The 21,759-nt window shown below is 67.6% G+C and carries 20 protein-coding genes; 10 read left to right on the plus strand and 10 right to left on the minus strand.

The genetic code is table 11. The features are described from left to right. Positions 1–127: 127 nt before the first annotated feature. The 5 genes from EIP85_RS08170 to EIP85_RS08190 all read right to left on the minus strand — a co-directional run bounded on the left by EIP85_RS08170 (position 128) and on the right by EIP85_RS08190 (position 5,297). Positions 128–1,039, minus strand: coding sequence for a dihydrodipicolinate synthase family protein (locus EIP85_RS08170; RefSeq protein WP_127901686.1), 912 nt, complete (start codon positions 1,037–1,039; stop codon positions 128–130). Positions 1,040–1,207: 168 nt separating this feature from the next. After that, complete coding sequence (gene uxuA / locus EIP85_RS08175) at positions 1,208–2,413, minus strand: mannonate dehydratase (protein ID WP_127901687.1); 1,206 nt, start codon at positions 2,411–2,413, stop codon at positions 1,208–1,210. Positions 2,414–2,426: 13 nt separating this feature from the next. Then, positions 2,427–3,716, minus strand: a complete 1,290-nt coding sequence (locus tag EIP85_RS08180; protein ID WP_127901688.1) for a TRAP transporter large permease — start codon at positions 3,714–3,716, stop codon at positions 2,427–2,429. 3 nt (positions 3,717–3,719) lie between these two features. Next, positions 3,720–4,241 carry a TRAP transporter small permease gene (locus EIP85_RS08185; RefSeq protein ID WP_127901689.1) on the minus strand — a complete coding sequence of 174 codons (522 nt, stop codon included), beginning with the start codon at positions 4,239–4,241 and terminating at the stop codon, positions 3,720–3,722. Between the two features lie 78 nt (positions 4,242–4,319). After that, a complete protein-coding gene (locus EIP85_RS08190) occupies positions 4,320–5,297 on the minus strand; it encodes a C4-dicarboxylate TRAP transporter substrate-binding protein (RefSeq protein WP_127901690.1) in 978 nt (325 codons plus the stop codon). Positions 5,298–5,471: 174 nt separating this feature from the next. Between EIP85_RS08190 and EIP85_RS08195 the strand changes: the two genes are divergently transcribed. The 5 genes from EIP85_RS08195 to EIP85_RS08215 all read left to right on the plus strand — a co-directional run bounded on the left by EIP85_RS08195 (position 5,472) and on the right by EIP85_RS08215 (position 10,464). After that, a complete protein-coding gene (locus EIP85_RS08195) occupies positions 5,472–6,125 on the plus strand; it encodes a GntR family transcriptional regulator (RefSeq protein WP_127901691.1) in 654 nt (217 codons plus the stop codon). Between the two features lie 144 nt (positions 6,126–6,269). Beyond that, positions 6,270–7,463 carry an aromatic ring-hydroxylating oxygenase subunit alpha gene (locus tag EIP85_RS08200; RefSeq protein ID WP_127901692.1) on the plus strand — a complete coding sequence of 398 codons (1,194 nt, stop codon included), beginning with the start codon at positions 6,270–6,272 and terminating at the stop codon, positions 7,461–7,463. A 217-nt stretch (positions 7,464–7,680) separates the two neighbouring features. After that, positions 7,681–8,562, plus strand: a complete 882-nt coding sequence (locus EIP85_RS08205) for an ABC transporter permease (protein ID WP_127901693.1) — start codon at positions 7,681–7,683, stop codon at positions 8,560–8,562. Then, a complete protein-coding gene (locus EIP85_RS08210) occupies positions 8,559–9,374 on the plus strand; it encodes an ABC transporter permease (protein ID WP_127901694.1) in 816 nt (271 codons plus the stop codon). The genes EIP85_RS08205 and EIP85_RS08210 overlap by 4 nt, the downstream gene beginning before the upstream one ends. Beyond that, the gene (locus tag EIP85_RS08215) at positions 9,367–10,464 is read left to right on the plus strand and encodes an ABC transporter ATP-binding protein (protein ID WP_241559926.1); all 1,098 of its coding nucleotides are present in this window, start codon (positions 9,367–9,369) and stop codon (positions 10,462–10,464) included. The genes EIP85_RS08210 and EIP85_RS08215 overlap by 8 nt, the downstream gene beginning before the upstream one ends. Before the next feature lie 135 nt (positions 10,465–10,599). Here EIP85_RS08215 and EIP85_RS08220 read toward each other — a convergent pair whose 3' ends face one another. Both EIP85_RS08220 and EIP85_RS08225 read right to left on the minus strand, forming a co-directional pair. Beyond that, complete coding sequence (locus EIP85_RS08220; protein WP_127901695.1) at positions 10,600–11,664, minus strand: extracellular solute-binding protein; 1,065 nt, start codon at positions 11,662–11,664, stop codon at positions 10,600–10,602. 35 nt (positions 11,665–11,699) lie between these two features. Continuing rightward, positions 11,700–12,347, minus strand: coding sequence for a TetR family transcriptional regulator C-terminal domain-containing protein (locus tag EIP85_RS08225; protein ID WP_206615483.1), 648 nt, complete (start codon positions 12,345–12,347; stop codon positions 11,700–11,702). A gap of 213 nt (positions 12,348–12,560) precedes the next feature. On the opposite strand from EIP85_RS08225, the gene EIP85_RS08230 reads away from it, so the two are divergent. The 5 genes from EIP85_RS08230 to EIP85_RS08250 are packed head-to-tail and all read left to right on the plus strand — an operon-like array spanning position 12,561 to position 17,416. Continuing rightward, positions 12,561–14,180, plus strand: coding sequence for a phytoene desaturase family protein (locus EIP85_RS08230; protein WP_127901697.1), 1,620 nt, complete (start codon positions 12,561–12,563; stop codon positions 14,178–14,180). After that, positions 14,167–15,717, plus strand: coding sequence for a phytoene desaturase family protein (locus tag EIP85_RS08235; protein WP_127901698.1), 1,551 nt, complete (start codon positions 14,167–14,169; stop codon positions 15,715–15,717). Before EIP85_RS08230 ends, EIP85_RS08235 begins: the two co-directional genes overlap by 14 nt. Continuing rightward, positions 15,714–16,928 carry an aminomethyl transferase family protein gene (locus tag EIP85_RS08240; RefSeq protein ID WP_127901699.1) on the plus strand — a complete coding sequence of 405 codons (1,215 nt, stop codon included), beginning with the start codon at positions 15,714–15,716 and terminating at the stop codon, positions 16,926–16,928. Before EIP85_RS08235 ends, EIP85_RS08240 begins: the two co-directional genes overlap by 4 nt. Further along, the gene (locus EIP85_RS08245) at positions 16,928–17,167 is read left to right on the plus strand and encodes a hypothetical protein (RefSeq protein ID WP_127901700.1); all 240 of its coding nucleotides are present in this window, start codon (positions 16,928–16,930) and stop codon (positions 17,165–17,167) included. The genes EIP85_RS08240 and EIP85_RS08245 overlap by 1 nt, the downstream gene beginning before the upstream one ends. Before the next feature lie 30 nt (positions 17,168–17,197). After that, positions 17,198–17,416 carry a hypothetical protein gene (locus tag EIP85_RS08250; protein WP_127901701.1) on the plus strand — a complete coding sequence of 73 codons (219 nt, stop codon included), beginning with the start codon at positions 17,198–17,200 and terminating at the stop codon, positions 17,414–17,416. 33 nt (positions 17,417–17,449) lie between these two features. Here EIP85_RS08250 and EIP85_RS08255 read toward each other — a convergent pair whose 3' ends face one another. From EIP85_RS08255 to EIP85_RS08265, 3 genes are read right to left on the minus strand one after another with little or no spacing between them, the layout of a single operon-like run. Beyond that, positions 17,450–18,415, minus strand: coding sequence for a response regulator (locus EIP85_RS08255; RefSeq protein ID WP_127901702.1), 966 nt, complete (start codon positions 18,413–18,415; stop codon positions 17,450–17,452). Beyond that, positions 18,412–19,869, minus strand: a complete 1,458-nt coding sequence (locus EIP85_RS08260) for a hypothetical protein (protein ID WP_127901703.1) — start codon at positions 19,867–19,869, stop codon at positions 18,412–18,414. The genes EIP85_RS08255 and EIP85_RS08260 overlap by 4 nt, the downstream gene beginning before the upstream one ends. Next, complete coding sequence (locus tag EIP85_RS08265; RefSeq protein WP_127901704.1) at positions 19,866–21,758, minus strand: glycosyltransferase family 2 protein; 1,893 nt, start codon at positions 21,756–21,758, stop codon at positions 19,866–19,868. Before EIP85_RS08265 ends, EIP85_RS08260 begins: the two co-directional genes overlap by 4 nt. Between the last annotated feature and the right edge of the window lies 1 nt (position 21,759).

Genomic DNA, 21,759 nt, shown 5'->3' on the forward strand with positions numbered 1-21,759 from the left:
GCCAAATCGGTGCGGAAACGGTAGGCGGTTTTTTCAGAAATCCCAGCGGCTTGCAGACGACCGGCGCGGCCGGGCCCCAGCCCCGCCGCGCAGCTCTGCAAGATTTCCTTAAGCGTTTCGGCCCGCCTCAGCCGGCCGCCTCGGCGCCCTCTTCGATGGCCGCGATCCGGGCCTCCAGCGCCTCGCCCAGCTCCCAGCTGACATCGAGATGGGGCGCCCGCAGGTTCAGCCAGCGCCGGTCGCCGGTGCGCACGGCAAGCACCGCCTTGATCCCGCCTATCAGCCCCGCCGCCTGCGCCGCCAGCCGCACCGCCTTCATCCGGTCCTCGGCCTCGGTCACGTCCCGGCCCGCGCGGGTTCCGTCGTAAACAGCGCGGATCGCGGCGGCGTTGAGGTTCACCGTGGCCGAGATGCAGCCTCCGCCCCCTGCCGCCAAACCCTTGGAAAGAAAGCTTTCCGAGCCGGGGAAGACAGAGATCCCCGGCACCGCCGAGATCACGCTCCGGGTGTTCTCCCAGTCGCCGGAGCTGTCCTTGTAGGCCACCACCGTCTCCGGATAGGCCGCGTTCAGCCGGGCGGCCAGCGCCGGCGTCACCGCCACCCCGCTGTTCTGGGGGATGTTGTAAAGGAGGACGCGCAGCCTCGGATCGGCCAGCCCCTCGATCAGCTCGCCGAAGAACCGCGCCTGCCCGGCATCGCCCACCGCGCCGTAGAAGAACGAGGGCAGCACCATCACCGCCGCACAGCCGAGCTCCACCGCATGGGCCGAAAGCTCCCGCGTCTCGGTGAGCGACGGTACCCCGGTCCCCGGCATCAGCCGCTCCGCCGGCACCCCGTCGGCCACCAGCCCCTCCAGCGCCTCCCGCCTCTCCCGCACCCCGAGCGACAGCGCCTCCCCCGTTGTTCCAAAGGGCGAAAGGTAATGCGCGCCCTGCTCCAGCATCCGCTTGGCATGCTCGGCGTAGAGGTCGCGGGCAAGGCTGCCGTCGGCGTTGAACGGGGTCGCGATGGGGCAGACGATGCCCTGCAGTCGGGTCATGGAAAAGGTCCTTCGGTGGCGCGGGCCGGCCCCGGGCCGGCGCCGGCTCGGCCCAGATCACACCGACGGCGCGGCAAGGTCAATCCCGCCGCGGCACGTCGGGATTATTCCTGCGATTTCAGGTCTCTGCTCTAACCGCGTCCGGCCCCGCGGACCCTTACCGACCTTCTACGCTTGCTGATGCGAGAGCGCCGCGATGACGCCGCGAAGCTCTGCCAGCCCCTTCAGCCGCCCGATCGTCGGGTAGCCGGGCTGGGCCTGGCGCGCGAGGTCGTCGACGATGTCCTGCCCGTGGTCGGGCCGGAACGGGATCACGGCATCGCCCCGGCCGGCAGCGCGGCGGCGGGCCTCCTCGGCCAGCACCTCCGCGACCAGCGCCACCATGTCGGTGTCGCCGCTTAGATGAGAGGCCTCGTAGAACGAACCGCCGACCTCCGCGCTTTCCCGCGTGACGTTGCGCAGATGCAGGAAATGCACCCGGTCGCCCAGCCGCCGCATCATCCCCGGCAGATCATTGTCCGGCCGTGCCCCGAGCGAACCGGCACAGAGCGTCACCCCGTTCGCCGGCAGGTCGACGGCGCGCAGCATCGCGGCGTAATCCGCCTCGGTCGACAGGATCCGCGGCAGGCCGAGCAGCGGGAAGGGCGGATCGTCGGGATGGCAGCAGAGCCGCAGGCCGAGATCTTGCGCGAGCGGCGCCACCTGCTCGAGGAAATCGAACAGGTTGCGGCGCAGCCGCTCCGGCCCGATCTCGGCATAAAGCGCGAGGTGATCGCGCACCTTGGCGGGGGTGATCGCCTCGGTCTCCCCCGGCAGGCCGAAAAGGACGGAGCGGGTGATCGCCTGCTGCCGGGCCGGGTCCATCTCGCCGTGGCGGCGCGCGGCAGCCTCGACGACTTCCTCGGAGAAGTCCCGCGCCGCACCGGGGCGGGCGAGGATATGGATGTCGAAGGCAGCGAAATCGATCAGGTCGAAGCGCATGCAGGTCGCCCCGCTCGGCAGGCGCCAGGCGAGGTCGGTGCGCGTCCAGTCGAGCACGGGCATGAAGTTGTAGCACACCACCTCGATGCCCGCGGCAGCCACGGCGCGCAGGCTCTGCTGCCAGGCGGCGACATGGGCGCGCCAGTCACCGGACTGGCGCTTGATGTCCTCGGAGACGGGGATGCTCTCCACCACCTCCCAGGCGAGGCCGGAGGCGGAGCCGTCGCGGCGGTGGCCGACCTCGGCCTGCCGCTTTGCGATCTCATCGGCGCTCCAGGCCACCCCGGGCGGGATGTGGTGGAGGGCGGTGACAACGCCCTCGGCCTCGGCCTGAAGCATGTCGTCCACGCTCACCCGATCGGGCGGCCCGAACCAACGCCAGGTCTGTCTCATTGCCTGCGCCCCCTCAGCCCGGCCCGCCGAAGGCGTAATCGGGCAGCCACATCACCAGCCCTGGCACGAAGACCAGAAGGCAGATGACCAGCAGGATGGTCGCGATGAAGGGCAGCGCCTCGACAGTGTATTCCTCGATCTTCACGTCGAGGATCGAGCAGACCGCGTACATCGCCACCCCCACCGGCGGGGTCATCCCCCCGAGCGTGACGATCGACATCATCAGGATGCCGAAATGCACCGGGTCGTAGCCCGCCGCCTTCACCACCGGGACGAAGATCGGGGTCAGGAGCAGCACCAGAACCGTGCTTTCGATGAAGCAGCCGGCAATCAGGATGAACAGCAGCATCGTCAGGATGATCAGATGCGGCTCATGCACCCCGTGCAGCATCCAGGACGAGATCGTCTGCGGCACCTGCATGAAGATGATCGCGAAGCCGACCATGCCCGACATCAGGATGATCAGCATGATCAGCCCGATGTCCGAGACGGTGGCCGAGATCGCGCGCAGGAGCGTCTCCCAGGTCATCTCGCGGTGCAGCAGGAAGCCCACGAAGATCGCGTAGACCACGGCGAAAGCGCCGACCTCCGAAGGCGTGAAGACCCCGCCCCGGATCGCCACCAGCAGCGCCACCGGGAAGATCAGCGCCCAGCGGGCGCCCCAGGCGGCCGCGCCGAGGCCGCGGGCGGTGGGCTTTTCCGAGTTGGCCACGACATAGCCGCGCCGCTTGGCGATCAGGTAGGTCGTGATCATCAGGCCGAGCATCATCACCAGGCCGGGGATCACGCCCGCCAGGAACAGCCGCCCGATGGAGACGTCGCCGACATAGCCATAGAGGATCAGCCCGATCGAGGGCGGGATCGTCGCGGTGATGAGCGAACCGACCGCGATCACGGCGGCGGAGAAGCCCTTTCCATAGCCGCGCTCGATCATCGAGGGGCCGAGGATCCGCGCCTCCATCGCCGCATCGGCGACGGCGGAGCCCGAGACACCGCCCATCAGCGTCGAGAGCACGATGGCGATCTGGCCGAGGCCGCCCGCCATCCAGCCGACGGCGAGCGAGGAGAAACGGAACAGCCGCTTGGTGATCCCGCTCTCGTTCATCAGGTGACCGGCGAAGACGAAGAACGGCACGGCGAGAAGCGGGAAGCTCTGGCTCATCGTGGCGATCTTCTGAACGCCGATCTCGGTCGGCATGATCGGATTGGTCAGGAAGAACCAGAAGCCCGCGATGCCGATGGCAAAGGCAACGGGCAGTCCGACGAACATCAGTACGAAGAAGATGACGGTGAGGGCTAGCATGTCTCAGAGCTCCGAGCCTTCGGCCGCCACGGCGGCGTCCTCGCGGGAATAGATCAGCGCGTCGCGTCCCGCGCGGCGCGCCCGGATCGCGCCCACAACGTTGCCGATCAGCGCGATCGCGATCATCAGCGCGCCGACGGGCACCGCCGAGGTGACGAAGCCATAGCTGATGCCGCTGTCGCCGAAGCGGCGCTGCAGGTTGTCGAAGGTCAGCTGCAGCCCCTTCACGATCAGCATGGACAGGAAGGCGAGGATCAGCAGCGACAGCGCCAGCTCCAGCCAGAACCGGAAGCGGGACGGCAGGCGTCTGACCAGGAGGTCGATCCCGAGGTGGGATTTCTCGCGCATGGCGCGGGTGGCGCCGATCATGCATAGCCAGATGAAAAGAAGCTGCGCCATGTCGACCGACCAGATCAGGGGATGATCGAAGAAGCGCAGGACCGCCGCGACGAAGACGAGGGCCACGATCGTGACCAGGATCAGGGCCGCGACCACGAACTCAAGCTGAGACAGTCGTTTCAGCACGGCAGGACTCCGGAAATTATGGTGCTGCAGGAACGCCGGCCGCCCCGTGCGGGGCAGCCGGCGCAGAGGGGAAGCGGCTTATTGGGCGAGGATCTTCTCGACCTCGGCGTGCAGCTTGCCGTAGCCCAGCTTTTCGTAGACCACCTCGGTCGCCTTCTTGAAGGGCGCGGTATCGATGTGGTCGACCTCCATGCCCTGCTTCTTCAGCGTCTTTTCCAGCGCGGCGAGTGAGTCCTTCGTGGCGTAGGAGCCGATGTCGCCGGCCTTAAGCGCATCGGTGGTCAGCACCTTCTGCAGGTCCTTCGGCAGGCTATCATACCATTTCGCCGAAGTGATCATGCCGGTGATGAGGTTGATGTGACCGGTCATGGTCAGGTAATGCGTGACCTCGTAGAGCTTGGAACCCTCGCCCGCCGGAAGCTGCGCCTCGGCCGCATCGATCGCCTTCTGCTGCAGCGCCGAATAAGTGTCGGCCCAGGGCATCGGGGTCGGCGTCGCGCCCATGGCGCGGACGGTCTCGGTCCAGACCGGGGCGCCCGGGGTGCGCATCCGCACGCCCTTCAGGTCGGAAGGCTTTGTGACCTTCACGTTGGTCCAGAGCTCGCGCTCGCCCTGCCACCAGTTGAAGCTCAGCACCTGAAGCTTGCCCTGATCGTGCAGATCCTTGGCCCAGCCATCGAACAGCGGCGAGGTGACGACCTTGCGGATGCCCTTGTAGCCGCTTGCCAGGTAGGGCGCGCCGAGAATGCCGAAGGCCTTGGTGTAATTGGCCAGGCGTCCGCCGTCGACGATCACCGCCACCGGCGCCCCGGAGCGGGCCTGGACCATCACATCCTCATCCGGGCCAAGCTGCGAGTTCGGGAACAGCTTCACCTGCAGCTTGCCACCGGAATCCTTGGCGACCATCTGCTGGAACGCGGTCAGGCCCTTGTAAAGCGGGTCCGTGGTGGTCAGCGCGGTGTTGACGTTCAGCGTGTATTCCGCCGCAAGCACGGCGCTGCCGGCAAACGCGATCGGCAGTGCGAGCACGAGGGCCCGCAGTCCAAGATTCTTCATCACATCCTCCCTTTCGGTTTCTTTGGTCTTCGCAACTCCCTCGTGACAACTAGAATGGTAGTATAGTACTTGTCAAGAAATCCGCTTTGACTTAATCGAGAGACCCATCGGGAGGATCGAATTCTGAGCATCACGACACATAGGCGGGCGTCAGCCTCGGGGGTCGGCCAACGGATGCACCTGGCCCTGCGCCGGCGCATTCTTCGCAATGAATTGGCCCCCGGAACGCGGATGTCGGAGATCGACACCGCCGCGGATTACGAGGTCAGCCGCCAGCCAGTGCGCGAGGCCTTCATCAAGCTCGCCGAGGAAGGCTTGCTGGAGGTCCGCCCGCAGCGCGGCACCTTCGTGCGCAAGATCTCGATCAAGGCCGTGATGGATGCACGGTTTGTCCGCGAGGCGGTGGAATCGGACGTGGTCCGCGCCGCCGCACGCGCCCATGATCCGGAAGTGGCGGCAGACCTGCTGCGCCAGATCGACGACCAGCGCCGCGCGGTGGAGGAAGGCTTCGAACGCTTCATCCAGCTCGACGAACGCTTCCACCAGACGCTGGCGCAGGCGGCGGGCGTCTCGGGCGCCTGGCAGGTGCTGGAGACGCTGAAGCTGCAGATGGACCGGGTCCGCTACCTCTCGGTCATGCGCTTTCCAATGGAAAAGCTTCTGGCCCAGCACGAGGCCGTGGCCCGCGCGATCGAGGCCGGGGACGAGGCCGCGGCAGAGGCCGCGATGCGCCACCACCTGCGCGAGATCCTCAGCGACCTGCCCGAGATCGCCCTGGCCAACCCCGACCTCTTCGAACAGTCCGGCCCGGCGCGGGACCTCGGCTGACGCGGCGCTCTGCCCCGCCACCCCGCCGCCCGATCCGACCTGACCCGCAGCACCAGTCCGCGCAGGCCCCGCCCGGCTACGCGGACTTTTCTTTTTTGCAAAAGCCCGTTAGTATTGAATGAACATTCAACAAGGATTGATCTCATGTCCCTATCTCCGCGCGACATCTCGATCCCGAACGACTGGGACCGCCGCGGCCTTCCGGGCTGGACCTATCACTCCCCCGCCCTGCTGGAGCTGGAGAAGGAGGAGGTGTTCCGCACCCATTGGCAGATTGCGTGTCATGCCTCCGACGTGCCGGAGCCGGGCGATTACCTGACCCTCGACATCCTCGGCGAACGCGCGATCGTCATTCGCGGCACGGACGGCACGATCCGTGCCTATCACAACATCTGCCGCCACCGCGGATCACGCCTCGTCACCGCCGAGAAAGGCAACTGCCCCGGCGCCCTGGTCTGCCCGTTCCACGGCTGGGTCTACAACCTCGACGGCAGCCTGCGCGGCCCGGCCCGCCCGCGCAGCTTTCCCCCGATGGACCGCGAAGCCTTCGGCCTTGCCCCGATCGAATGCGAGCTCTGGATGGGCTTCGTCTTCCTGCGCTTCCGCCCCGGTCCTCAGCCCTCGGTGGCCGAGCAGATGGCCCCCTTCGCCGAAGAGATCGCGCCCTACGGCTTCGAGGACATGGTCCCCACCGGCGGCATCTGGACCGGCGAGAGCCCGGTGAACTGGAAATCCGTCCGCGACGTGGACAACGAGGGCTACCACGTCGCCATGGCGCATCCGGCGCTGCAGGACCTCTACGGCGCGACCTATTATGACGAGCCGTTCTCGCAGAACCTCTCGCGCAGCTTCGCCAGCTGGAACCCGCAGGCGGTGCGGCGCTGGAGCGTGCGCAACTACGTGCGCATCGCGCAGCAGAACCCGGCCCTGCCCGAAAGCCACCGCCAGGCCTGGGTCTACTGGGGCCTCTTTCCCAACGCGGTGCTCGCGGCCACGCCGGAATCGATGCAGTTCTACCAGGAGTTTCCGCTTTCCGTCGGCCGCACCCTGCTGCGCGGCGCGATCTACCGCTACCGCGAGGAAAACCGCGCCCAGCGGCTTGCCCGCTACCTGGCCATGCGCATCGACCGTGACACCCAGGCGGAGGACGTTCAGCTCACCATCTGGTCGAACGAGGCGATGACCTCGAAGGCCTTCGCCGGCTTCTACCTGTCGGATCTGGAATACGGCGTGCGCACACATCACGACCACCTGCGCCGCGCGCTGCCGGTGATGACGCTCGACCAGAGCCCGGGCGAAGACCGCATGGCGGAGGCCAACGACCAAATCACCGGCTGACCGCGCGACTGGGCACGGGACACGGGACACGGATAGCAACCCGCTATCGCCGTTTCCGTTGCCCAGCAAAATACGGATATAGCTCACGAAATCTTTCGTATTTTGAATGGCTGTTCAGCCAGAGATTTGCGAGATAACACTTGATTTACCGCCGGCTTGGCGCAACGCTTGGCGGCAACGGCGCAGGGAACGCCGGCAGACGGAGGGCAGAGGACGGATGAAGCGGACAACCCGCTCCTGGAGGGATCGAGAAGACCTGCGCGGCCTCGCGCTGATCTCGCCCACCGTCCTCTACGCGCTGGCGCTCCTTCTGGTGCCGGTGGCGATGGTCATCCTCTACAGCTTCTGGAAGCAGAGCTTCATGACCATCGACCACACGTTCCGCCTGTCGAATTACGAGGCCGCGTTCACCCAGCCGATCTACCGCGCACTTTTCCTGCGCTCGCTCTGGATCTCGCTGACGGTGAGCCTTGTGACGGTGGTGATGGCCTATCCGGTGGCCTGGTACATCTCCTTCCACGGCGGGCGGAACAAGAACCTCTGGCTCTTCGTCATCACTGTGCCCTTCCTCACCTCCTACCTGCTGCGGGTGATGGCCTGGAAGGTCGTCCTCGGACACAACGGGGTGGTGAATTCGGCGCTGATGTGGCTCGGCCTGATCCACCAGCCGATCGAGGCGCTGCTCTACACCGCGAATTCCGTCGTCATCACGCTGGTCCACAGCTGGGTCGCCTTCGCGATCCTGCCGATCTTCGTGTCCATGGAAAAGATCGACCGCTCGCTGGTCGAGGCCGGGCGCGACCTTGGCGACAGCGCGTTCAGAAGCTTCCGCCGGATCGTGCTGCCGCTGTCGCTGCCCGGCGTGATCTCTGCCTTCGTGATCGTGATGATCCCGACGATCGGCGATTACGTCACGCCGACGCTGGTCGGCGGGCGGGACGGCATGATGATTGCCAATATCATCCAGACCAACTTCGGCCAGGCGCAGAACTGGCCGATGGGGGCCGCGCTGTCGGTCAGCGCGATGGTGCTGGTCAGCCTCGCGGCGGGGATCATGGTGCTGCTGCTGCGCCTTCTCGTGAACGGGGTGCGCAGATGAGAAGGCTCGCCCGCATCCGCCTGCTGCCCGTCTACCTCTGCGGCTTCATCTTCTTTCTGTATTTCCCGATCCTTCTGCTGCCGCTCTTCTCCTTCAACAGCGGCGCGACGGTGGCCTTCCCGCTGCGCGGCTTCACGCTGAACTGGTACGCCCAGCTCCTGCAGAACGCGACGATGATCGACGCCGCGATGAACAGCCTGACCGTCGGGCTCGCCGTCTCGCTGGTCACCACCACGCTCGCCATCAGCGCCTCGCGCGCGATTACCCGGTACCGTTTTCCGGGCAAGCGGCCCGCCACCGGGCTGATCATGGCGCCGCTCTTCCTGCCGGAGATCATCGTCGCCGTGGCGATGCTGCTGATCCTCTTGCAGATCGGCATCCAGCTGTCACTCGGCACCGTCGTCCTCGGCCAGATCATCTTCTGCCTGCCCTACGCGATGTCCGTCCTGATCGCCGGCTTCGAAGGCTTCGACCGTAGCCTGGAGGAGGCCTCGCTCGACCTGGGCGAGACCTCCTTCGGCACCTTCCGCCGGGTCACGCTTCCGGTGGTGGCGCCCGCGATCCTGTCGAGCTTCCTTCTGTGCTTCACCGTCTCCTTCGACGAGTTCCTGCTGGCCTTCTTCCTGTCGGGCACCCGCACCACGCTGCCCGTCTACATCTGGGGCCAGCTTCGCTTCGCCTCGAAACTTCCGGAGGTCATGGCGCTCGGGAGCCTGATGATGCTCCTGTCGATCACCTTGCTCACCATCGCCGAGATTGCCCGCCGCCGCGCCGAGAAGCGTGTGACGGCGCAGGGAGGCCCGCATGCCTGACAGACCGATGATAGAGATCGCCGGGGTCTCGCGGAACTTCGGAACCTTCCGCGCGCTCGACGACATCAACCTGACGATCGCAGAGGGCCAGTTCTTCTCGTTGCTCGGCCCCTCGGGCTGCGGCAAGACCACGCTGCTGCGGCTGCTGGCCGGGCTCGATGTGCCAAGCGCCGGCACGATCCGTATCGACGGCGAGGATTGCACCGAGATCCGCGCCAACGCCCGGCCGACCAACATGGTCTTCCAGTCCTACGCGATCTTCCCGCACCTGAACGTGGCGGAGAACGTCGGATACGGCCTCAAGCGCCTGCGTCTCGGCCGCGCCGAGGAGGATCGCCGCGTGGCAGAGGCGCTGGAGATGGTGCGCCTGCCCGATTTCGGCAGGCGCAAGGGCAACGAGCTGTCCGGCGGCCAGCGCCAGCGGGTGGCCCTCGCCCGAGCTCTGGTGATGCGCCCCAAGGTGCTGCTGCTGGACGAACCGCTCTCCGCGCTGGACAAGAAGCTGCGCGAGGAGATGCAGATCGAGCTGCGCTCGCTGCAACAGAGCGTGGGCATCACCTTCGTCCTCGTCACCCATGACCAGTACGAGGCGCTGGCGCTCTCCGACCGGATCGCGGTGATGTTCGCAGGCCGCGTCGCCCAGGTGGCCGAACCGATGGAGATCTACCAGCACCCGGCCACCCGGCAGGTCGCCGATTTCCTGGGCGGGATGAATTTCCTGTCGGCCAGAATCGCGGGCGAGACCGGCGAGACGCTGACGGTAGAGACGGACCGCCTCGGCACTGCGGTGCTGCGAAAGCCCGCAGGCTTCACCGCCAGCGGCAACCGCGCCACTGTCGGCATTAGGCCGGAACGGCTGCGCGTCCTCTGGGACGACGAGACCGCGCCGCATATGCTGACCGGCCGCATCGCCAGCCGCGCCTATTTCGGCGAGACGACGAGCCTCGCCGTCGCCATCGAGGGGCTGGACGCACCGCTCTCCATCGTCGAGACCAACGACTATGGCGCCGACGAGCTGAAGATCGGCGCAGAGATCCGGCTGGCCTACGACCCGGAGGCGCTGGTACTGGTCTCCGACCCCGCCGCCTGAAGCACGGGCGCCTGCCCCCAAGTGTCCGAAACGAGGAAAGGCGGCCCGAAGGACCGCCTTTTGCCATTCTCCTTCGGCCCCGGGAAGGCCTGCGCCGGGGCATCCCACCCCCGGCGCGCGGCCAGATCCCCGGTGTCAGAACCCCGCCTTGATCTTCTGGAACTCGGCGATCATCTTCTGCTTCAGCGCGATCGGCACCGGCGACTGGAACAGCGTCTTCGCGGTGTATTTCTCGACATTGTCGAACCCGTCCGCCTTCAGCACCTTCGGATCGACCTTGGCCATGCCGAGCTTGTTGGAATGCCCGTAGCCCCATTGCGTCACGAGGTAGTTCGACACGTCCGGCGCCGTGACCGCGTTCAGATAATCGTAAACCTCGCTGTCCGGCGCGGTGCCGCCCTTCAGCCGCACGTAGCCGCAGACCCAGGTCGACAGGCCTTCCTTGGTGTCGCGGTTCATCGCCACCGGCACCTTCTGGGCCTGCAGTTGCGCCGGCGTCTCGTTCCAGGCCCAGGCCAGCTCCACCTCGCCCGAGGCCATCGCCTGATTGAGCTGGGCACCGTCCGTCCAGTAGAAGCGGACGTTCTTGTTCACCTTACGCAGGAAATCCGAGGCCGCCTTGAACTGCGCGTCGGTCATCGTCGCCCAGTCCTTCACCCCGATGGCAAGGCTGGCCAGCGCATAGGCGTCATCCACGTTGTCGCCGATGGAGACCATTCCCTTGTACTTCGGATCCGCGAAGGCCTGCAGCGAGGCGACGTCGGAGGGCTTGAGCTTGTCGGTGCGGTAGACCAGCGCCGTGTTGCCCCATTCGAAGGGGATCAGCCAGGCCTTGCCATCCGGCCCGGTCATCAGGTTCTTGATGCCCTTCAGCCCCGGCAGCACGTCGTTCCACCACTTCAGCTTCTTCGGATCGAGCGGCTCCAGCAGCCCGGCCTCGCGCCATTTCACCACCGATTGCGAACACGGATGCGCCACATCCGCCTTGAACCCGGCGGTGAGCTTCTGGAAGGCCTCATCCTCGTCCGCGAAGAAGGAGAAGTCGGGCTTCTGCTTATGGTCCTTCATGTAGTTCGGGTAGAAGACCGGGTCTTCGTAGCCGGACCAATCGAAGACGCGCAGGTTCTGGGCCCAGGCAGGCGGCCCCGCCGTCACGACAGCCAGGGCGATCAGCGCCCCCATCCGCAGTTTGTTCATCATTGCAGTTCTCCCTGTTTGCTTCGTTTGCTTGGCTCTCAGGTCACGCGCGCGCCGTCCGGCGCGAAATGTCTCGGGAAGGCGACGCCCAGCCAGGCGCGCGCCGCGGCGTGGGCCCCGTCTCGGGTCAGCCCATCGCCCATCATCAGCCGGAACCACAGCCCCTCCAGCATCGAGCAGAGCGACAGCGCCAGCGAAGGCGCGTCGTAGCCGTATCCCGCTTCCTGTTTCAGCGCCTCGACGAGGCCCGAAAGGGCCTCCTGATAGACCTTGTCGCGCGCCCCGCAGAGCGCCTGATAGGTGGGGCGGGATTTGGCCTCGCCCCAGAAGGCGAACCAGGCGGCAAGCTTGCGGCGGGTGCAGACCCGCCGGTCGAAATCCGCGGCGACGAGGGCCTGCAGCCGCGCCGCCGCCGCTGGCCCGGCGCGGTCGTAGGCGCCCATCCAATGGGTGGCATATTCGTCGGCCATGAACTGCAGCGTCGCGATCAGCAGGTTGTCCTTGCTCTCGAAATGGAAATTCACGATCCCGCGCGAGAGGCCCGCCCGGTCGGCGATATCGGCCATGGTCGTATCGGCGTAGCCGCGGCGCGAGAGGCAGTCGATCGTGGCCTCGATCAGCTGCTGGCGGCGCATTTCGCGCGGCGCCTTGCGGGCACGCCCGCCGGGATCCGGGATCGCCGTCACGCCCGCCTCCCCCACCCCGCAGAGGGCGCGCATCCAGTCGGGGCCGACGCCACCATTCTCCTGTCTCCCGCCGCCCGATCGGCAGCTCCAAGTTGCGAAAACTCTACAAGATTATCCGGTCATTTCAATATACTTGTTGGATGCTCATTCAAAATATCTAGACAACACACTGCCAAACATGCAAATTTTTTGAAAATATACTTGGGATTTAAGATGAAACGACACGACGTGGTCCTGATCGGCGGTGGTCATAACGGCCTTGTCGCGGCCTGCTACCTGCAGCGCGCGGGGCTCGATGTCCTCGTGCTCGAGAAGAACGCCTGGGTCGGCGGCGCCGCGACCAGCCGCGACACCGGCACCGGGGTCACCTTCTCCAACTGCTCCTATGTCTGCTCGCTCTTCCGGCCCGAGATCATGCGCGATCTGGAGCTGCCGAGGCACGGCCTTCAGGTCATCGCCTACGAGGGCGGTGTGGTCTTCACCGAGGACGGCGACTACCTCGCCGCCTACCGCGACCACGACGCGCACCGGCGCGAAATCGCGCGCTTCTCGCCCCGCGACGCCGAGGCTTACGAGACCTACGCCCGCGACGTCACCCGCCAGTGCCGCTTCATCCAGCCTCTCCTGATGCGCACCGCGCCCGATCCGGTCAGCCTGAAGCCCCGCGATATCGGCGAGCTTCTCTGGCTCGCCCGCCGCTTCGGCAATTTCACGGCCGAGGAGATGGCGGCGACCGCCCGCTTCTGGACCATGTCCATCGCCGATTTCCTCGACGAGTATTTCGAAACAGAGGTGCTGAAGGCCTATCTCGCGATCTCCGGCATCATCGGCACGGCCCTCGGGCCGATGTCGCCGGGCACGGCCTATGTGCTGCTGCACCACTACATGGGCGAGGTCGACGGATCGGTCGGCGCCTGGGGCTATGCCCGCGGCGGCATGGGGGCGGTCACCCAGGCTCTCGCCTCCTCCTTCCGTGCCTCGGGCGGCACGATCCGCACCGACGCGGCGGTGGAGAAGGTGCTGACTCGGGGCGGCCGCGCCACCGGCGTCGTCCTCGACAGCGGCGAGGAGGTCGCGGCCCGCCGCGTCGTCTCCAACGCCGACGTGAAGCGGACCTTCCTGAAGCTCGTCGAGCCCGCCGACCTGCCAGAGCCGTTCCTCCACCGCGTCCGCCAGTTCAAGATGCGCGGCTCCTCCGGCAAGCTGAACATCGCGCTCGACGGGATGCCGGAGTTCCCCGCCCTGCCCGAGGGCTGCCGCTGCACCATGGGCGACATGCACTTCTCCGATTCCATCGAGCGGCTGGAGCGGGGATACGACGATTGGAAGGCCGGCCGCTGGTCCGCCGATCCGTTCCTGGACATGATGATCCCGACCCAGCTCGACCCGACCATGGCGCCCCCGGGGCAGCATTTCATGTCCTGCTTCGTGCAATACTGCCCGCCGAAGGTCGAGGGCCGCGACTGGACCGACGCCGACCGCGACGCCTTCGCGGAGACGGTGGTCAGCCAGATCGCCGATTATTCGCCGGGCTTCCGCGACCGCATCATCGGCATGGAGGTCCGCACGCCGCGGGAGCTGGAAGCCGAGGTCGGCCTGACCGAGGGAAACATCTTCCAGGGAGAGCTGACCTTCGACCAGCTCCTCTTCAACCGCCCGGTCCCGGGCTATGCACAGTATCGCAGCCCGATCCCGGGGCTTTACATCTGCGGCTCCTCCACCCATCCGGGCGGTGGCGTCATGGGCGCGCCGGGCCGCAACGCCGCGCGCGAGATCCTGCGCGACATGCGCCTGTCCCCCAAGGAAATGAGGCCCGCCCATGACGTCCTGTGACGCGATCGTCATCGGCGGCGGCCACAACGGCCTGACCACCGCAACCGTGCTGGCCAAGTCCGGCCGCAAGGTGATGCTCTTCGAGGCGGCCGAGGCGCTCTGCGCCTCGATGCAGACAGTGGAGATCGCGCCGGGCTACCGCACCAGCGCGCTGTCCCATCTGGTCAATCGCCTCGCGCCCGAGGTCATCCGCGCCACCGGCCTCGACACCGCCTGCCTGAACCGCACGCCGGCCCCGACCGTCACGTTGGGTGCGGGCGAGCCCGTGGTGCTGCGCGGCGGCTACGGCGAAACCCTCGATGGGGTCAGCGCGGAGGAGGCGCTGGCCTTCGCCGCCTTCCGCCAGAAGCTGATGGCGCAAGCCGCGATCCTCGGCCGCTTCCTGACCCGCCGCCCGCCACTGCCGGGCGAGATCACCCGCAAGGACCTTCTGCCGCTGACCACGACCGGCCTCGCCCTCCTGCGCGGCGGCCGGGGAGCCGCGCGGGAACTGATGCGGATGCTCCTGACCAATGTCGCCGATGCCGCCGACGAACACCTCTGCGACGACCGGCTGCGGGGCCTGATGGCCTTCGACGCGACGCTCGGCAGCCATATGGGGCCGCGCTCGCCCGGATCGCTCCTCGGCCTCTACTACCGCCTGACCGGCAGCGCGAACGGCATTCCCGGCGCCCAGATCGTGCCGCTGGGCGGGATGGGCGCGCTCGCCACGGCCTTCACCGCGGCGGCCGAGCGCGCGGGGGTCACGCTGCGCCCCGGCACTCCCGTCGCGCGGATCGAGGCTGTGCAGGGCCGCGCCACCGGCGTGACGCTGGCCGACGGCACACTGGTGCAGGCGCCGGTCGTCGTCTCGGCCGTCCACCCGGCCACGACCTTCCTGCAACTGGTCGACCGGGCCGAGATCGGCACCGGTCTCACCCGCGCCTTCCGCCGCCACCGCAGCCGCGGCAATGTCGCCAAGCTGCATCTCGCGCTGAGCAGGGTGCCGGGCTTCACCGGCGTCGCCGAGGCCGATCACGCCGGCCGCATCGTCCTCGCCCGCTCGACCGACCATGTGGAGACCGCCTTCAACCCTGCGAAATACGCCGAATTCTCCCCCGACCCGGCGATGGAGGTCGTCCTGCCCTCCCTCGGCCAGCCAGAAATGGCAGCGGAAGGCTGCACGCTCTCCGCGCTGGTCCAGTTCGCCCCCTATGCCCTGCGCGGAGGCTGGGCGGCGGGCAAGGCGAAGCTCCTTGAAACCATCCTCGCCCGGCTGGAGGCGCATGCCCCCGGCCTGCGCGAAACCATCGTCTTCGCCGACCTCCTGCCGCCGCCCGAGATCGAGGCGCGCTTCGCACTCCCCGGCGGCCACTGGCACCATGGAGAGATGACGGCGGACCAGCTTCTATTCAACCGCCCCGTCCATGCCGCGGCAGGCTACCGGACACCGCTCGACGGGCTCTGGCTCGCCAGCGCAGGCAGCCACCCGGGCGGCGGCATCTCCGGCCTGCCCGGCCTCAACGCCGCCCGCGAGATCCTGGAGGCCCGGCCATGATCGCCCCTCGCCGCCACCCCGCACAGGACCATTTCCGCCAGCCGCTGACGGAAACTCCGTTCCATCCCCGCCTCGCCGCGCTCTGCGAGACCGAGAGCTGGTACAACTGGGCCGGCCAGAAGGCGCTGCACTCGGTCTATGACGAGGAACTGGAGTATTTCGCGATCCGCTCGACCGCCGCGGTTTTCGACATCTCCCCGATGATCAAGTACCGCATCCGTGGCCCGGGCGCCGAGGCGATGCTGAACCGCCTGACGCTGCGCGACGTGCGCAAGCTCGCCCCCGGCCGGGTCCAGTACACCGCCTGGTGCGACGACGCGGGCGAGGTGCTGGACGACGGCACGCTCTTCCGCCCCGGGCCGCAGGAGTTCCGCCTGTGCAGCCAGGGCCGCCACCTGCCCTGGATCCTCGACACCGCCGAGGGCTTCGACTGCACGGTGGAGGACGAGAGCACGGCCATCGCCGGCCTCGCCCTGCAGGGCCCGGCGAGCTTCGCGGTGCTGCAGGCAGCGGGCTTTTCCGGCCTCGAGACGCTGAAAACCTTCAATATCCGCGACCTTCCGCATGAAGGCGGGCAGGTCACGATCTCCCGCACCGGCTTCACCGGTGATCTCGGCTACGAGCTCTTCTGCCCAGCCGAGGCCGCGCTCTCGCTCTGGGACAGGCTCTGGTCCGCCGGCGCGCCACTGGGGCTGAAGCCCATCGGCTACAACGCCCTCGACCGCGCGCGGATCGAGGCGGGATTCATCGTCCCCGGCACCGATTTCATCGCGACGGACCTCGCGCTGCGCGCCGATCGCGCACGCCTGCCGGACGAGATCGGGCTCGACTGGCTGGTCGATCCGGCCAAGACCCAGTTCAACGGCCGCCGCGCGATCATGGCAGCGCGTGCGAAGGGCGGGCCGCGCCATGTCCTCGTCGGGCTGGAGGTAGAGGACAACACCCCCGCCGTGGGCGCGATCCTCTACCACCACAAGAAGCGCGAGGCCGGTGTCGTCAGCTCCGCGATCTGGTCGCCGATGTTGAAGCGCAACATCGCCATCGCCTCGCTCGACGCGCCCTATGGCAGCCGGATCACCGAAGATCTCTGGGTCGAGATCTATGCCCTGCGCGAATTGCGCTACCACAAGCTGATGAAACGCGCCCGCATCGTGCCCCGGCCCTTCCTGAAGCTCCGCCGCCGCACGGTGACGCCGCCCGGCCTCGTCTAATGGACGACTGGGCGACCCTCGCCTCCCCCTCCGCGCGCGACTGGGCCGGGCGCGCCCGCTACGCGGCCGCCATGTCGCTCTACCAGCGGGGTGAGATCCCGGCCGAGGTGCTGGAGGTCTACCGCATCTGCAGCCGGCTGGACGGCGAGGACGCGCTTACCCTCCTCGCCCTGCGCGGCATCGGCGCCGAGGTGATCGCCCGCATCCGCCGCATCCGAACGGAGGGCGGCGTCCTCTAGGCGACCAGCGCCACTGCCCCGATCGGCGCAGTGCATGTGGCGCTGCGGGCGATCGGGACGAATTACGTCACCGACCATTTCGGCAGGTTCCTTCCGCCCGCGCCCTCCGACGACGCGCGGATGGACGAAATCCTGCGCCTGATCGACCGCGGCAACGCCCGGTTCAAGCTCGCCGGCACCGACTGGGCCAGCGGGGCAGAGCAGCACCGCATTCTCGTCGACAATCCGGCAGAGCTTTACGGGTTCTGATCCCTGAGGGTCTGGCAGACCCGGAGGGGCCGGTCAGTCCACGTCGATATGGCTGTTGCCCTGCCGCCATTCAGCCTCGAACCCGGTCAGCAAGCGCTTGAGAAGCCCGTCCAGCTCCTCTGCCGGCGCCATCGCCACCGCCGTCGACAGCGTCACGTAATCGCCGAAGACGGAATTTCCGTGCGGGAATGCGCGGGCGGCCATGTCCTCGCGCGCGAAGCTGCAGGTCCTCTGCAGCGGAACCGTTCCCGAGGGGCGCGGCCCGACCACAATGAAGGTCGACCGGTCAAGCGCGGTCAGGATCGACGACAGCGGCGCCGGCGTCGCGGCCAGAACGCTGGCCACCGTGCGCATCAGCCGATCCGCCTCCTCGCGCCCGTGCTCGGTCTCGTAGGCCGCGAAGGCGTCGATCCGGATCAGCGCCAGGCAGGCGGAATCGCCGTGCTGGGCGCAGCTCCGCAGCGTCAGGTCGATCACCGCCGCGGAGGCGAGCATCGTATTCGGATCGACCAGCGCCTTGTCGAGCACGCCCCGCTGCAGGTCCCGGCTCTGTCGCTCCAGTTGCTCCTCTCGCGCGCGCCGCCGCTCCTGCTCGCGCTTCAGCCGCAGAAGCGAGCGGACCCGGGCAAGAAGCGATATCTGGTCGACGGGCTTGCGCACGAAGTCGTTCGCCCCGGCCATGAAGGCCTGGTTCAGAAGCTCCACGTTTTCGATCGCCGAAAGCATCAGGATCGGAAGGTCGCGGTAGCTCGGGTGCAGCCGGATCCGGGCGCAGGTCTCGATCCCGTCGATCTCGGGCAACACGATATCGCAGATCACCAGGTCGAAGGCCGGCGGAGGGGCCTCAGGGGCGGGCTCGATCCCGAGGATTGCGTAAGCCTCCTGGGCGCTGCGGGCGAAGTCCACGTCGGTAAAGCCGCCGTCCTCCAGGAAGGCCGCGGTGATATCGGCGGAATCCTCGAAATCGTCGATGATCAGGATCTTGGCGGTGGCACTCATGGGCGCGCCTCCAGGTCTGATTGGTACACCCGCCAGTCCGGGCCGTCATAGATCAGCCGATAACCCGGGGCCCCGGCGGTGAAAAGCCTCGGGAAGGCGCGGCCGAGCCCGTCTGCGCCTCTCACGGATTGCGCGCTGCGGACCACCAGCACCCGCGCCGTCAGCCGGTGCGTCTGCGCGGCCAGCTGGAAGGCCTCCGCATGCTGCCCGACGATGCCCGCGGCGCTGCCGCGCTCTGCCACCGCCGCAGGCGCGTCGGCGGCGGAAAAGAGGATGTCGTGCTTGCCGCGCAGCGCCCGGCCCAGTGCCGCCATCTCCGGCGCGGGCGCGGCGACCTTATGGCCCTGCGCCGCCGCCCGCCAGCGAAGCGTCGCCGCGCTGCGGTCGGCGAAGACGATGGCGGCGCCGGCCACGAGGGTGAAGAGAAGCGCCGGCATGACCACCGGCTGCAACCGGCGAAAGCTCGCGACGACCGCCGCCGAGGCGGCCGCCAGCCCGCAGCCCAGGCTTGCCGCCAGGGCCGGCCCGGGCAGCGTGCCCGTGGCCCAACCGAGGCCAATCACCGCCACCGGCATCCCGAGAGCCGCCACCGCGCCGCTTTGCAGCCCGGCCAGCCGCCTGGCCCGCAGCACGGCCCAGATCGACAGCGGGCTCATCAGCACCACGCCGACAAGCGCGAGCCCCGCCTGCCGAAGCCCCGCGGGCGCGGCCGGTGGCCAGCCCTGCGGCGCGACCAGGAAATGCAGCGGATCGCCGGTGAAGATCCAGTTCACGAACAGGAACCCCAGGCCGGAGAACAGCAGCGGAAAGAGGATCACCAGGTAGGAGCCGCTCACCGATTGCACCAGCAGGTCCGGCAGCACGATCAGCGCCAGAAACGGCAGGGCCGCCAGCACGATCACCAGCCCGAAGGGCCCCGACGCGCCCAGCAGCACCAGCGCGGCCGCGACCAGGATGATGTCGTTGACCCGCGACTTCAGCCGCATGTTGAACATGCCGTAGGCGAGCATCCAGACGCCCCATGCCAGCAGCATCGGCTCCACCCCGCCGGCCAGCGCGCGCAGGAACAGCGGGTTCAGCGCCAAGAGCAGCACCGCCAGAAGCCGCGCGCCCCGCCCCAGCCCGGCGTCGCGAAGGGTCGCGTGCCAGGCAAGCACCAGCGTCGCCGCCAGAAGCGCCACCGGAAACCACGGCGCCGCGGCCCCCAGCATGGGCGCAAGCCCCGCCGCCCCTGCCATCACCAGGATCGGCGCCGGTGGATAGGCCGTCACCACCTCCCTGAGCGGCGTCTGACCGCCCGCGGCCAGCAGCGCCCGCCCCCAGAGATCGAGCGCCTCCGTCGAGCGGAAGCCCTGCGCGCCGAGCCAGAGCAGCAGCGCCATGAACCCGGCCAGCGCGACAAGGAACAGCGCCAGCACGCCCCCCCGCGCGGCGCTCTGCAGCGGCCCGCTCATCGCGCCGCCACCCGCGCCGGCTGCAGCGCCTTGGCGACTTCGGATGCCGTATGCTTGGACAGCCCGTGCGTGGTCTTCTCCCAGTAGAACGGCCTGGTCAGAAGCTGCCAAGCCCCCTTCCAGGCTGCCACCGACATCAGCGCCCAGTACCACGGCACAGTCACGCTATAGGGCACCAGCTCCAGCCATTTCCGCCTAAACGGCGCCAGCATCATCAGGAAGATCAGGACGCCGTTGCCGATCAGCAGATTGAACAGCGCCATGTAAAGAATGGCCGGCGGGAAGATCTGGTCGAACGCCGTTGTCCCGGTCACGGCCCAGAATGCAAAAAGCGCCCAGAAGACCGGGTTCAAGAGGCCCGAGAGCATGGTGCCCCCGATGAAGAAGACGAAACCCAGCACCCCCAGCGGCCCGATGGTCCGCACCAGGTGAATCGGCCGCCGGGTATGGACGAGAAAGGTCTGCATATAGCCCTTGATCCAGCGCGAACGCTGCCGGATCCAGTTTCCCTGCGAGACGTTGGCCTCCTCGTAGGTGGTCGAGTCGACCAGGCGCACGCCATAGCCCTTCTGCGTCATCCGGATGCCCAGGTCGGCATCCTCGGTCACGTTGAACGGGTCCCAGGCGCGCAGTTCGCGCAGCACGTCCATCTTGAAATGGTTCGAGGTGCCGCCCAGCGGGATCGGGATCCCCAGACGTTCCAGCCCCGGCAGCATCAGGTCGAACCACAGCGAATAGTCCAGCGTGAACAGCCGGGTCAGCCAGTTCTCGTTGCGGTTATAGTAGTTCAGCCGGCATTGGATGCAGCCGATGTTGTCCGGCGCCTCGCGAAAGGCGGCGACGACCTTCTTCAGCTGGTCGGGCTCTGGCTTGTCCTCGGCATCGTAGATGACAAGGTACTCGCCCCGCGCGAAGCGCAGCGCGTAGTTGCAGGCCTTGGGCTTGGTCTGGGGCTGCGAGGGTGGAACACGGATGATCTCGAAGATCCCCTCCAGCCCGAGCGCCACGGCCGCGTCGATGGTCTCGGTGTCGCCCTCCTCCAGCACGATCTTGATGTCGAGCCGCGCCGTCGGGTAATCGAGCTTCCTGAGCGCCGAGACCAGGATCGGCAGCACGTCGGGTTCCCGGAACATCGGAACCAGCACCGTGTAGATCGGCAGATCCTCGTCCCGCATCCCGCGAACCGCCGCCTTCACCTCGCGCGCACGCTGCTGCGCCGCCTGCCCGCCGGCCCAGATAAGCACCGCCTTGAACAGGAAATTTCCGAGGTAGAAGACCGACATCACCGCGTTGATCGCAATCAGCGTGACGATCGGCGCGAAGGCAAGCCCCAGCGCCAGCGCCGTCACCAGCGCCCAGCCCACCACCAGTTGCCCGACGGTGAAGACGGTCTGTGCCGACATCTCCGGGTCGTGCTCGGCCAGGTCGAACACGGCCCGGCGCGAATAATCGGCGGAAAAGACGTTCTGCAGCGCCCAGAGGATGTCGAACTTGCTGGTGACCACCAGCGAGACATCGGCCCCCCAGCGCTGGCGGATGAAGAACATCACCTCCGGCCCCGGGCGGGCCGTGGCGATCACCAGCCGCCCGTTCTCCTTGCGCCAGGGCATGGTCAGTTCGCGGCTGTAATCGGCGACCTCGTCCTCGCGCAGGAACTCCGGGTTCGGCGCCTCCTTCAGCAGGCTCACGTAGCGGGTGCCGAAGCGCTCTGCGAGTGACAGGTAATAGCTCGCCGGATCGATCCAGCTGCGGGCCAGCAGCACGTCCGTCAGGCTCGCCCCCCAGCTCTCGGCCAGCTGCGTCGCCTCGTCCAGCTGCGGCAGCGTGATCAGCCCCTGCTCGATCAGATGGTCGCCCGTCCAGCTGTCCCCGGCGGTCAGCTCGCGCATC

Source organism: Solirhodobacter olei (assembly GCF_004010155.1).
GTDB classification, from domain to species: Bacteria; Pseudomonadota; Alphaproteobacteria; order Rhodobacterales; family Rhodobacteraceae; genus Solirhodobacter; species Solirhodobacter olei.

Excerpts from the sequence above, each read along its gene's own strand:
- EIP85_RS08230 (WP_127901697.1), top strand. The coding sequence starts at position 12,561 with ATGAAACGACACGACGTGGTCCTGATCGGCGGTGGTCATAACGGCCTT.
- EIP85_RS08255 (WP_127901702.1), bottom strand. The coding sequence starts at position 18,415 with ATGAGTGCCACCGCCAAGATCCTGATCATCGACGATTTCGAGGATTCC.
- EIP85_RS08210 (WP_127901694.1), top strand. The coding sequence starts at position 8,559 with ATGAGAAGGCTCGCCCGCATCCGCCTGCTGCCCGTCTACCTCTGCGGC.
- uxuA (WP_127901687.1), bottom strand. The coding sequence starts at position 2,413 with ATGAGACAGACCTGGCGTTGGTTCGGGCCGCCCGATCGGGTGAGCGTG.
- EIP85_RS08215 (WP_241559926.1), top strand. The coding sequence starts at position 9,367 with ATGCCTGACAGACCGATGATAGAGATCGCCGGGGTCTCGCGGAACTTC.
- EIP85_RS08180 (WP_127901688.1), bottom strand. The coding sequence starts at position 3,716 with ATGCTAGCCCTCACCGTCATCTTCTTCGTACTGATGTTCGTCGGACTG.
- EIP85_RS08200 (WP_127901692.1), top strand. The coding sequence starts at position 6,270 with ATGTCCCTATCTCCGCGCGACATCTCGATCCCGAACGACTGGGACCGC.
- EIP85_RS08245 (WP_127901700.1), top strand. The coding sequence starts at position 16,928 with ATGGACGACTGGGCGACCCTCGCCTCCCCCTCCGCGCGCGACTGGGCC.
- EIP85_RS08240 (WP_127901699.1), top strand. The coding sequence starts at position 15,714 with ATGATCGCCCCTCGCCGCCACCCCGCACAGGACCATTTCCGCCAGCCG.
- EIP85_RS08170 (WP_127901686.1), bottom strand. The coding sequence starts at position 1,039 with ATGACCCGACTGCAGGGCATCGTCTGCCCCATCGCGACCCCGTTCAAC.
- EIP85_RS08205 (WP_127901693.1), top strand. The coding sequence starts at position 7,681 with ATGAAGCGGACAACCCGCTCCTGGAGGGATCGAGAAGACCTGCGCGGC.
- EIP85_RS08235 (WP_127901698.1), top strand. The coding sequence starts at position 14,167 with ATGACGTCCTGTGACGCGATCGTCATCGGCGGCGGCCACAACGGCCTG.
- EIP85_RS08220 (WP_127901695.1), bottom strand. The coding sequence starts at position 11,664 with ATGATGAACAAACTGCGGATGGGGGCGCTGATCGCCCTGGCTGTCGTG.
- EIP85_RS08195 (WP_127901691.1), top strand. The coding sequence starts at position 5,472 with ATGCACCTGGCCCTGCGCCGGCGCATTCTTCGCAATGAATTGGCCCCC.
- EIP85_RS08265 (WP_127901704.1), bottom strand. The coding sequence starts at position 21,758 with ATGCGCGAGCTGACCGCCGGGGACAGCTGGACGGGCGACCATCTGATC.
- EIP85_RS08260 (WP_127901703.1), bottom strand. The coding sequence starts at position 19,869 with ATGAGCGGGCCGCTGCAGAGCGCCGCGCGGGGGGGCGTGCTGGCGCTG.
- EIP85_RS08190 (WP_127901690.1), bottom strand. The coding sequence starts at position 5,297 with ATGAAGAATCTTGGACTGCGGGCCCTCGTGCTCGCACTGCCGATCGCG.